Below are 11,030 nucleotides of genomic sequence, written 5' to 3'. Positions count from 1 at the left end.
GCCGCCGCCGCCCGCGGCCTGCCCGGCGTCGCCACCCCGGTGGCCGACAGCGCCGGGGCGCTGGCGCGGGTGATGGAGAAACTCCAGGGCGGCGGAAGGGTGGCCATCACCGTCCGTGTCCCGCGCGAGCATGTCTTCGCCGGGGAGCGCGAGGATCTGGACGAGATGCTGGGCAACCTGCTGGACAACGCCTGCAAATGGGCAAACTCGCGGGTGGAGGTCTCGTCGCGGCTGGAGGCGGGCGGAATGCTGGCGGTGGCGGTGGAGGACGACGGGCCGGGCCTGCCCGCCGACCGGCGCGACGCGGTTCCGGCCCCCGGCCTGCGGCTGGACGAAAGCACGCCGGGCAGCGGCCTCGGCCTCGCCGTGGTGCGCGACGTGGCGCGGCTCTACGGCGGCGACCTGCGGCTGGGCGACTCGCCGCTCGGCGGCTTGCGGGTGGAGCTGGTGCTGCCGGCGGCGATGCCGTCCGGAACGGTTCAATAATTCCGTCACATCTCCGCGCTGGCGGCGGACCGTCCGTTGTGGTCTCAATGGTGCCCCTTTTGCCGGCCCTTGGAGACGATGCATGACCCGGGCGGACAGCGCCGACAGCGCCGGTCTGGACACCACCGGCCATGGGGTGAGCCTGTGGGAGGCGGTGCGGGTCTGGGCGCGGATCGCGGCGCTGAGCTTCGGCGGGCCGGCGGGCCAGATCGCCATGATGCACCGCGTGGTGGTGGACGAGCGGAAGTGGATCGGGGAGGAGCGGTTCCTCCACGCCCTGAACTACTGCATGCTTCTGCCGGGGCCGGAGGCGCAGCAGCTGGCCGTCTACATCGGCTGGCTGATGCACCGGACGGCGGGCGGGCTGATCGCCGGCATCCTGTTCGTTCTGCCGGGGGCGCTGTCGATCATGGCGCTCAGCATTCTCTACGCGACGCTCGGCAACACCGGGCCGGTGCAGGGGTTGTTCTTCGGGCTGAAGGCGGCGGTGCTTGCCGTCGTGCTGGAGGCGGTCGTCCGGGTCGGGCGGCGCACGCTGAAGAACGGGGTGCTGGCGGCCCTGTCGGCGGCGGCCTTCGTGGCGATCTTCGCCTTCGGCATTCCCTTTCCGCTGATCGTCCTGACCGCCGCGCTGATCGGGCTGGCCGGGGCATGGCTGGGCTTTTCCGCCTTCCGGACGGCGCCGGGCGGTTCAGGGGCGTCCGCTCACCGGGACAGCCTGCTGGGCGACGCGATGCCCGACCACGCGCGCCCCTCGCCCGGCTGGTCGCTGCGGGTCGGGGCGGTCTGCCTCGCCCTGTGGCTGGGGCCGGTGCTGGCGCTGCTGGTGACGCTGGGGCCGGACAACGCCTTCAGCGGCATCGCCGTTTTCTTCTCCAAAATGGCGGTGGTGACCTTCGGCGGGGCCTACGCCGTGCTGGCCTATGTGGCGCAGCAGGCGGTGGAAACCTACGGCTGGCTTCAGCCCGGCGAGATGCTGGACGGGCTGGGCATGGCCGAAACGACGCCGGGGCCGCTGATCATGGTGGTGCAGTTCGTCGGCTTCCTGGGGGCGTTCCGTGATCCGGGGGCGCTGCCGCCATTGCTGGCCGGGGTGCTGGGCGGCCTGCTGACCACCTGGGTCACCTTCGTGCCCTGCTTCCTGTGGATCTTCCTCGGCGCGCCCTATGTGGAGGCGCTGCGCGGCAACCGGATGCTCGGCGCCGCGCTGTCGGCGATCACCGCGGCGGTGGTGGGCGTGATCCTGAATCTGGCGCTGTGGTTCGCCCTGCACACGCTGTTCGCGCAAGTGCAGCCGGTGGGCTTCGCCGGGATGGCGCTGGACCTTCCCGTCCCGGCCAGCGTCAACCTGCCCGCCCTGGCGCTGACCGCGGCGGCGGTGCTGGCGGTGTTCCGTTTCAAGGCGGGGATGCTGCCCACCCTGGGGGCCTGCGCGCTGGCCGGCGTGGCGCTGCGCCTGACGGGGGTGGTGTAGGGCGGGGGTGGCGTAAGGCGGCGGCGTGTCGCCGCAGGCCGCGCCAGGGGCGACGCGGCCCGGGCCGGTCTCAGTGCATCTCCTGCACCTGGACGATGCGTTCGGTGATCGTGTCGAGGCGGCGGGACAACTGGTCCTCGTCCTCCGCCGCGATCTGGCCCTTGCGTTGGGCAAGCCGCAGGGCCGCTTGCGCCTCCTCCAGGCAATCGAGCGTGTGACGCACGTAATCGTGTTGGGCCATGCCCCGATCCTCCTATGCCGTTTTGCCGTCAAAGCGAAACAGGCCGGCACGGGCTGGGTTCCATCCCTTGTCGGGTCGGAAATCCGGGGCGGGTCAGAAATCCAGGTCGGCGTAATGGCGGGGCGGCGGACAGCCGGGAACGCTGTCGGCCAGCAGGCTGCGGAAGCTGGGGCGCGACTTGATGCGGGCGTACCAGTCCTTGGCCTCCGGCACCTTGTCCCACGGCACGTTGTCCACGTAATCGACGCAGGACAGCGCCGCCGCCGCCGCGATGTCGGCCACGGTGAAGGTGGGGCCGGCCAGCCAGGGGCGGCGTTCCGACAGGAAGGCGATGTATTCCATGTGGTACTGGACGTTCGCCAGCCCGGCCCGGATTGCCGGGGCGTAGGGGTGGCCCTGGCCGGACAGCCGCTTGATCAGCTTCTCGCCGACCAGATTCTCCGTCACCTCGCGGTCGAACGTCCGGGTGAACCAATCGACCACCCGCCGCACCTCGGCGCGGGCCGCCACCTCGCGCGGCATCAGGGCCACGTCGGGATAGGCTTCCTCCAGATATTCCAGCAGCGCAAGCCCGCCGGCCACGACGGTTCCGTCCTCCTCCACCAGCACCGGCGGTTCGCCGGCGGGATTCAGCATCAGGAATTCCTCGCGCCGTTCCCACGGCTTCTCGATGACCGCGTCGAAGGGAAGACCCTTCTCGGCCAGCATCACCCGCGCGACGCGGGACAAGGGATGGAGGGGATGGTGATGGAGTGTCCGCATGCCGGGCCGGACTGTAGCGTAAGGGAGACACGGAAAACAGTCTGCGCTTTGGCCTGTGACGCCGCTCCTTCGGCTGATGGATTAGCCTTGCCGGGGACTGTCAAAGGGCGGATTTGCGGTAGACCACCAGGGGTTCCGCGTCGCCCTCCGGATCGGCGGCGGGGACGGGGGTCCAGCCGTTGTGCTCGTAGAAGGCGCGGGCCGCCGCGTTGCGCGACGCGCAGGCCAGTTCCGCGGAGCCGTGCAGCAGCGCCAGCGCCTCGCGCAGAAGCGCGCTGCCGATGCCCCGCCCGCGCCACAGCGGGTCGATGAACAGGTTGTGGATGAAACGGTCCGCCACATCGACGGACAGGAAGCCGACCACCAGCCCGGCGCCGGCCTCCGCCACCAGCACCTCTTCCCCGTCCACGCAGTCGTAATAGTCGTCCAGGCCGAACCGGTCCTCGGGTTGCCAGGAGAAGGCGTTGCGGCGCCCGTGCAGGAAGATGTCGGCGCAACGCGGCCCGTCGTCCGCCGTGGCGAAGCGAATGCTGATGCGCGGGCCGTCCTCTGCCGGCATGACGCCCTCCCGTGTGGTTGCGGATGCCCTCAGGCGGTCCTAACAACCCGTTCCACGCCAGATTATTCCGAGACCCGCGCTCTGGAAAGGACGCCCATGCAACAGTCGGCGTGAAAACGGCGGCCCGGTTGGACCGGGCCGCCGTTCGCATACGCGCAATCCCCAGACACGCAATCCAGCTGGGCATTACGTCTTTGGTTTTATTCCGCCGAGATCGCCTTCGGCAGATGGACCGGCACTTCCAGGCGGTTCAGCATCTCCTTCGGAACCACCTGCCAGAACTTGGTCACCTCACGCGCCCAGTCGTTCAGGATCTCGGCGGCGAAGCGGCTCTGCGTCTCCGCCACATGCTCCTCGATCAGGTGCTTGAGCTGGCTTTCGTAATGGCCGACCTCGATGCGCTGGAAGATCACGCTCTCGTCGTTGATGTGCAGCGGCAGGCTGTCGTCCAGGTCGTAGACATAGGCCATGCCGCCCGTCATGCCGGCGGCGAAGTTGTCGCCGACGCGGCCCAGGATGACCGCCGTGCCGCCCGTCATGTACTCGCAGCCGTTGGAGCCGCAGCCCTCGACCACCACCGTCGCGCCGGAGTTGCGGACGGCGAACCGCTCGCCGGCCTGGCCCGCGGCGAACAGCTTGCCCGCCGTCGCGCCGTAGAGGACCGTGTTGCCGATGATCGTGTTCTTGTTGGTCTCCAGCGGGCTGGAGGTCGTCGGGCGGACCACGATGGTGCCGCCGGACAGGCCCTTGCCCACATAGTCGTTCGCGTCGCCCATCACCTCCAGCTTGATGCCCTGCACCGCGAAGGCGCCCAGCGACTGGCCGGCGGTGCCGCGCAGGCGGATGGTGATGTGGCCGGGCTGCAGCCCGAACATGCCGAACTTGCGCGTCACCATCGAGGACAGCCGCGTGCCGATGGCGCGCTGCGTGTTGCGGGCGTTGTAGGCGAGCTGCATCTTCTCGCCCTCCTCGAACAGCGGGCGGGCGTCGGCGACGATGCGCGCGTCCAGCGTGTCCGGAACCTCGTTGCGGCCCTGGAGCGTGCAGTAGCGCGCGTTCTCGCCGGGATCGACCTGGGCCAGCAGCGGGTTCAGGTCGAGGTCGTCGAGATGCTCCGCGCCGCGGCTGACCTGATGGAGCAGGTCGGTGCGGCCGATCACCTCGTTCAGCGAGCGGAAGCCGAGGCCCGCCAGGATCTCGCGCACTTCCTCGGCCAGGAAGGTGAAGAGGTTGACCACCTTCTCCGGCGTGCCGACGAACTTCTGGCGCAGCTTGTCGTCCTGCACGCAGACGCCGACCGGGCAGGTGTTGCTGTGGCACTGGCGCACCATGATGCAGCCCATGGCGATCAGGCTGGCCGTGCCGATGCCGAACTCCTCCGCACCCAGCATGGCGGCGATCACGATGTCGCGGCCCGTCTTCAGACCGCCGTCGGTGCGCAGCCGCACGCGGTGGCGCAGGCGGTTCAGCGTCAGGACCTGATGCACCTCCGACAGGCCCATCTCCCAGGGCAGGCCGGCGAACTTGATCGAGGTCTGCGGGGAAGCGCCCGTGCCGCCGCTGTTGCCGGAGATCAGGATGATGTCGGCGTTGGCCTTCGCCACGCCCGCGGCAATCGTTCCGATGCCGGAACGGCTGACCAGCTTCACCGTCACTTTCGCATCCGGATTGATCTGCTTCAGGTCGTAGATGAGCTGGGCCAGATCCTCGATCGAGTAGATGTCGTGGTGCGGCGGCGGGCTGATGAGCATCACGCCCGGCGTCGAGTGACGCAGCCGCGCGATCATCTCCGTCACCTTGAAGCCGGGGAGCTGGCCGCCCTCGCCGGGCTTGGCGCCCTGGGCGACCTTGATCTCCAGCTCGCGGCACTGGTTCAGATACTCGGCGGTGACGCCGAAGCGGCCCGAGGCCACCTGCTTGATGGCGGAGTTCCAGTTGTCGCCGTTCTTGTCCGGGCGGAAGCGCGCCGGGTCCTCGCCGCCCTCACCCGAGTCGGACTTGGCGCCGATGCGGTTCATGGCGACGTTCAGCGTGCCGTGGGCCTCCGGAGAGAGGGCGCCCATGGACATGCCGGGGGTGATGAAGCGCTTGCGGATCGCGGTGATGCTCTCCACCTCGTCCACCGGCACCGGGGCCTTGGTGGAGCGCAGCTCCAGCAGGTCGCGGAGCTGCATGGGCGGGCGCTTGTTCACCTGCTCGCTGTACTTCTTGAAGGTGGTGTAGCTGTCGTTGGTCACCGCCTGCTGCAGCGTGTGGATCACGCCGCCTTCCCAGCCGTGGCGGTCGCCCGACTTGCGGAAGCGGTAGAAGCCGCCGACCGGCAGGGCCACGACCTCCGCGTCGTAGGCGGTGGCGTGCTGCTCCAGCACCTTCTTCTGGATGCCGTTCAGGCCGATGCCGGAAATGCGGCTGACCATTGCCGGGAAATGCTCGGCGACCAGCGCGCGGGACAGGCCGATGGCCTCGAAGTTGCCGCCGCCGCGGTAGCTGCTGATGACCGAGATGCCCATCTTGGACATGATCTTCAGCAGGCCGTCGTCGATGGCCTTCTTGTAGTTGGCCATGCCCTTTTCCAGCGGCATGGAGCCGAACAGGCCGCGGCGGTGACGCTCGGCGATGGCCTCCTGCGCCAGATAGGCGTTGACCGTGGTGGCGCCGACGCCGATCAGCACGGCGAAGTAATGGACGTCCAGGCCCTCCGCCGTGCGCACGTTCAGCGAGGTGAAGGTGCGCAGGTTGGAGCGGATCAGGTGCGTGTGCACGGCACCCGTGGCGAGGATCGCCGGGATGGCGGCGCGGGCCGGTCCCATCGCCTCGTCGGTCAGGATGACGTGGTTGGCGCCGCCGCGCACGGCGTCCTCCGCCTCCTGGCGGATGCGGCGCAGCGCGTCGCGCAGCGCGTCGGGGCCGCCGTCCACCGGGAAGGTGGCGTCGATCTCCGCCGCCGTGTCGCCCATGTAATCGCGCATGGCGCGGAATTCGGCGGTCGTCAGCACCGGCGATTCGAGCTGGAGCAGGCGGGTCTGCGTCTCGTCCTCGTCCAGGATGTTGCCGAGGTTGCCGAGCCGCGTCTTCAGGCTCATCACCCGGCGCTCACGGAGCGAGTCGATGGGCGGGTTGGTGACCTGGGAGAAGTTCTGGCGGAAGAAGTGGTGCAGGCCGCGGTACTTGTCGGACAGCACGGCGATGGGGCTGTCGTCGCCCATCGAGCCGATGGCCTCCTTCCCGTCCTCCACCATCGGATGCAGGATCAGCTCCATGTCTTCCATGGTCAGGCCGAAGGCCTGCTGGCGGCGGCGCAGCTCGGCCTTGTCCATGTCCGACGGCTCGCCCTTCAGCGAGGCGGACTTGACCAGCTCGTCCAGGTGGGTGGTGTTCTGCACCCACTTGCCCCACGGCTTCTGGGCGGCCAGATGGTCCTTCAGCTCGGTGTCGCGGTACAGCTTGCCGGCCTGGAGATCGACGGCGATCATCTCGCCCGGGCCGAGGCGGCCCTTCTCGATCACCTGGGTCTCGTCGACCTTCACCATGCCCGTCTCGGACCCGCCGATGATCAGGCCGTCCGCCGTGATGGTGTAGCGCATCGGGCGCAGGCCGTTGCGGTCCATGCCGCCGACGACCCAGCGGCCGTCGGTCATGGCCAGCGCCGCCGGGCCGTCCCACGGCTCCATGACGGAGTTGCAGTACTGGATCAGCGCCTTGTGGTTGTCCGGCGTGGTCTGCGAGCTGGTCAGCGCCTGCGGCACCAGCATCATCTTGACCATCGGGGCGTTGCGGCCGGCGCGGACCATCACCTCGAACACGGTGTCGAGCGAGCCGCTGTCCGACAGGCCGACGCCGATCACCGGCTTCAGGTCCTGCATGTGGGTGCCGAAGGCCGGATGCTCCATCCGGGTCTCGTGCGCCTTCATCCAGTTGACGTTGCCCTTCACCGTGTTGATCTCGCCGTTGTGGGCGAGCATGCGGAAGGGCTGGGCCAGCGGCCAGGTCGGGAAGGTGTTGGTCGAATAGCGCTGGTGGTAGATGGCGAAGTCGGATTCGAACCGCTCGTCCAGCAGGTCCGGATAGAAGGTGGTCAGCTGCTCCGCCAGGAACATGCCCTTGTAGATGATCGAGCGGGCGGACAGCGAACAGATGTAGAAGTCGTTGATCTGCTCGGCCCGGACCGCCTTCTCGATGCGGCGGCGGATGATGTAGAGGTCCAGCTCGAACTGCTCGTCGGACACGCCCTTGTTGTTGCCGACGATGATCTGCTCGATCTCCGGACGGGTGGCGTTGGCCTTCTCGCCGATGATGTCGACGTTGATCGGCACCTGGCGCCAGCCGTAGATGTAGTAGCCGAAGGCCAGGATCTCGGTCTCGACGATGCAGCGGCAGGCTTCCTGCGCGTCCAGGCTGATGCGCGGCAGGAAGACCTGGCCGACCGCCAGCTTGTTGTCGGGCGCGCGGTGGCCGATGACCTTCACATGGTCCTTGAAGAACTTCTGCGGCACGGCGACGTGGATGCCCGCACCGTCGCCCGTCTTGCCGTCGGCGTCCACGGCGCCGCGGTGCCAGACGGCCTTCAGCGCCTCGATGCCTTTCTCGACCACCGCACGGCGGGGCTTGCCGTCGATCGCGGCGATGAAGCCGACGCCGCAGGCGTCGTGCTCATCCTCCGGGTTGTAGGCGTTGGCAGTGGTCAGCGCCGCGGCGTTGGCGCGGTATTCGGCGACGAACTGCTCACCCTGGTTCAACTCGGTGGTCATCGGTGGACCCTTTCAATCAGTCTGTTTTGAAGGGGGGACTTCGCCCCTTCACCCCGCCAGGGGCCGAAACGGACCCCTGGAACCCGCGGAACGATGGATTGGTTTGGCTTATTCCGCCGCCACGGCAACCGGCGCGTCGGCCTTCGCGGTGGCGTAGGCGTGGATGCCCTCCGCCGCGTCGCGCCCGTCGCGGATGGCCCACACCACCAGCGAGGCGCCGCGCACGATGTCGCCGGCGGCGAACACGCCGTCCAGGTTGGTCATCTTGCTGCGGTGATCGACCAGCAGCGTGCCCCAGCGCGTGACCTTCAGGTCCGGCTCGCCGAACAGGGCGGGCAGGTCCTCCGGCTCGAAGCCGAGCGCCTTGATGACCAGATCGGCCTGGACCGTGAACTCCGACCCCTCGATCACCTGCGGGGTCTGGCGGCCCGTGGCGTCGGCCACGCCCAGATGGATGCGCACGGCGCGCACGCCGGTCACCACGCTGTCGCCGGTGAAGCCTTCCGGGGCGGCCTGCCAGATGAACTCCACGCCCTCTTCCTCGGCGTGGGCGACTTCACGCTGCGAGCCCGGCATGTTCTTGCGGTCGCGGCGGTACAGACACTTGACCGACGTGGCACCCTGGCGGATGGCGGTGCGCACGCAGTCCATGGCGGTGTCGCCGCCGCCCAGAACCACCACATGCTTGCCCGCGGCGTTCAGGGAGCCGTTCTCGTACGCCTCCACCGTGTCGCCCAGGCTGACCTTGTTGGAGGTGGTCAGATACTCCAGCGCCGCGACGATGTTGCCCAGGCCCGAGCCCGGCGCCTTGATGTCGCGCGCCTTGTAGACGCCCGTGGCGACCAGAACGGCGACGTGCCTGCGGCGCAGTTCCGGCAGGGAGGCGTCGCGGCCCACCTCGAAGTTCGGGTGGTAGACCACACCGGCGTCGGCCAGAAGCTGCACGCGGCGCTCGACCACCGGCTTCTCCAGCTTGAAGCCCGGGATGCCGTAGACCAGCAGGCCGCCCATGCGGTCGTGGCGGTCGTAGACATGCACCTCGTAGCCCTTGGCGCGCAGCTCCTCCGCGGCGGCGAGGCCGGCGGGGCCGGCGCCGATGATGCCGACCGACAGGCCGAGTTCGCGCGCCGGCTTGCGCGGCTTCACCCACCCCTGATCCCAGGCGGTGTCGTTGATGTACTTCTCCACCGACCCGATGGTGACGGCGCCGTGGGTGGACTGCTCGATGACGCAGTTGCCTTCGCACAGGCGGTCCTGCGGGCAGATGCGGCCGCAGATCTCCGGGAAGTTGTTGGTGGCCTGGGAGACCTCGTACGCCTCCTCCAGCCGGCCTTCGGAGGTCAGCTTCAGCCAGTCGGGGATATTGTTGGAGACCGGGCAATGCACCTGGCAGAAGGGGACGCCGCACTGGGAGCAGCGGTTGGCCTGCTCGTTCGCGCGCTCGTCGGAGAAGCGGGCGTAGATTTCGGCGAAATCCTGGCGGCGCTCCGTGGCCGGGCGCTTGTCGGGCATCCGCTGCGCGGTGTGCACGAAGCCCAACATCCTCTGGTTCGCCATAACGCCTGCTCCTTTTTCCCGTGTCCCGTGCGTGGGGACGGTGCCGGCGGCCGGGCGGCCCTTCTCCATGCCGGTGGGGCATGCCAAGGGGCGTGGCCGCAGTGAAAACGAAAGCCCGCGGACACGCGGTCTGAACGTCATATACCGCAAGAGAAGGCGATGCGCGAGCACATTTTCGCCATTAGGGCAGTATGGCTGACCAAACTGTGACTCGGTGCCGCAGGCGCCTCCGTAGAGGACGGGGATGCCCGAAAAACAAGCAAGAAAATTAGGTCCGATCCGGGACTATCTCCCAATTCGGGGTATCGCCCCATGGGCCGTCGCCTTCCCCATGTTGCGCTGCTATAAGCCGGGCATTGCCACCCGCAATCCTGCCAGAGGCCCCGCGCCGCATGTTGATCGACCAATATCTGGACGCCGCTCTGCTCGGCCTGATCGAAGGGCTGACCGAATTCCTGCCGGTCTCGTCCACCGGCCACCTGATCATTTTCGACACGCTGCTGGGCTTCGAAGGCCCGCCGGGCAAGGTGTTCGAGGTGGTGATCCAGCTCGGCGCGATCCTGGCCATCTGCACGGTCTATTTCGCCCGGCTGTGGAAGGTGGTCACCGGGCTGAAGGACGATCCGGGGGCGCGCCATTTCGCCATCGCGGTGATCCTGGCCTTCCTGCCGGCGATGATCCTGGGCGCCGCGCTGCACGGCGTCATCAAGGCGGTGCTGTTCAACCCGACGGTGGTCAGCGTCGCGCTGATTCTGGGCGGCGTGGCGATCCTGATGGCGGAGCGGCTGGTGCCCGTCCCGCGCTATCACCAGATCGAGCGCTTTCCGGCGCCGCTCGCGCTGAAGATCGGGCTGTGCCAGTGCCTGGCGCTGGTGCCGGGCGTGTCGCGGTCGGGGGCGACGATCCTCGGCTCGCTGCTGATGGGGGTGGACCGGCGGACCGCCGCGGAATTCTCCTTCTTCCTGGCGATCCCCACCATGGCCGGCGCCACGGTCTACGACCTCTACAAGAACTGGAGCCTGATGACGATCGACTCCGCGACGCTGATCGCGGTCGGCTTCGTCACCGCCTTCATCGCCGCGGCGCTGGTGGTCAAGGTGCTGGTGGATTTCGTCGGGCGCTACGGCTTCGCGCCCTTCGCCTGGTACCGCATCGCCATCGGGTCGGGGATGCTGGCGTTCCTCTATCTGTAAGGCGCCGCTC

8 protein-coding genes are annotated in these 11,030 nt (G+C 68.5%); 3 read left to right on the top strand and 5 right to left on the bottom strand.

Annotated elements, in window-relative coordinates; all coding sequences use genetic code 11:
• On the top strand, positions 1-486 hold a 486-nt coding region (locus QSG27_RS15075; protein WP_306707476.1), incomplete at its 5' end, for an ATP-binding protein.
• 82 nt (positions 487-568) lie between these two features.
• Positions 569-1,960 (top strand): chromate efflux transporter, encoded by a 1,392-nt coding sequence (chrA, locus tag QSG27_RS15070; protein WP_306707475.1) that lies wholly within the window; start codon positions 569-571, stop codon positions 1,958-1,960.
• 70 nt (positions 1,961-2,030) lie between these two features.
• Here the strand turns inward: chrA and QSG27_RS15065 are convergent, their stop codons facing one another.
• From QSG27_RS15065 to QSG27_RS15045, 5 genes are all read right to left on the bottom strand, one after another.
• Positions 2,031-2,201, bottom strand: a complete 171-nt coding sequence (locus tag QSG27_RS15065) for a hypothetical protein (RefSeq protein WP_306707473.1) — start codon at positions 2,199-2,201, stop codon at positions 2,031-2,033.
• A 93-nt stretch (positions 2,202-2,294) separates the two neighbouring features.
• Positions 2,295-2,963 carry a glutathione S-transferase family protein gene (locus QSG27_RS15060; protein WP_306707471.1) on the bottom strand — a complete coding sequence of 223 codons (669 nt, stop codon included), beginning with the start codon at positions 2,961-2,963 and terminating at the stop codon, positions 2,295-2,297.
• Positions 2,964-3,063: 100 nt separating this feature from the next.
• A complete protein-coding gene (locus tag QSG27_RS15055) occupies positions 3,064-3,522 on the bottom strand; it encodes a GNAT family N-acetyltransferase (RefSeq protein ID WP_306707469.1) in 459 nt (152 codons plus the stop codon).
• A 200-nt stretch (positions 3,523-3,722) separates the two neighbouring features.
• On the bottom strand, positions 3,723-8,270 hold the full coding sequence (gltB, locus tag QSG27_RS15050; protein ID WP_306707467.1) for a glutamate synthase large subunit: 4,548 nt from the start codon (positions 8,268-8,270) through the stop codon (positions 3,723-3,725).
• Between the two features lie 108 nt (positions 8,271-8,378).
• Positions 8,379-9,827: an NAD(P)-dependent oxidoreductase gene (locus QSG27_RS15045; RefSeq protein ID WP_306707465.1), complete on the bottom strand. Its 1,449-nt coding sequence runs from the start codon at positions 9,825-9,827 to the stop codon at positions 8,379-8,381.
• Positions 9,828-10,219: 392 nt separating this feature from the next.
• Here QSG27_RS15045 and QSG27_RS15040 point away from each other — a divergent pair, with 392 nt between their 5' ends.
• On the top strand, positions 10,220-11,020 hold the full coding sequence (locus QSG27_RS15040) for an undecaprenyl-diphosphate phosphatase (RefSeq protein WP_306707462.1): 801 nt from the start codon (positions 10,220-10,222) through the stop codon (positions 11,018-11,020).
• Positions 11,021-11,030 lie beyond the last annotated feature (10 nt).

The organism is Azospirillum isscasi (assembly GCF_030849505.1).
Taxonomy (GTDB): domain Bacteria; phylum Pseudomonadota; class Alphaproteobacteria; order Azospirillales; family Azospirillaceae; genus Azospirillum; species Azospirillum isscasi.
This window is presented reverse-complemented; position numbering and strand designations above follow the sequence as displayed.

Bases quoted from the DNA above. Each gene is read 5' to 3' on its own strand.
- chrA (WP_306707475.1), top strand. From the start codon at position 569: ATGACCCGGGCGGACAGCGCCGACAGCGCCGGTCTGGACACCACCGGC.
- QSG27_RS15065 (WP_306707473.1), bottom strand. From the start codon at position 2,201: ATGGCCCAACACGATTACGTGCGTCACACGCTCGATTGCCTGGAGGAG.
- QSG27_RS15060 (WP_306707471.1), bottom strand. From the start codon at position 2,963: ATGCGGACACTCCATCACCATCCCCTCCATCCCTTGTCCCGCGTCGCG.
- QSG27_RS15055 (WP_306707469.1), bottom strand. From the start codon at position 3,522: ATGCCGGCAGAGGACGGCCCGCGCATCAGCATTCGCTTCGCCACGGCG.
- gltB (WP_306707467.1), bottom strand. From the start codon at position 8,270: ATGACCACCGAGTTGAACCAGGGTGAGCAGTTCGTCGCCGAATACCGC.
- QSG27_RS15045 (WP_306707465.1), bottom strand. From the start codon at position 9,827: ATGGCGAACCAGAGGATGTTGGGCTTCGTGCACACCGCGCAGCGGATG.
- QSG27_RS15040 (WP_306707462.1), top strand. From the start codon at position 10,220: ATGTTGATCGACCAATATCTGGACGCCGCTCTGCTCGGCCTGATCGAA.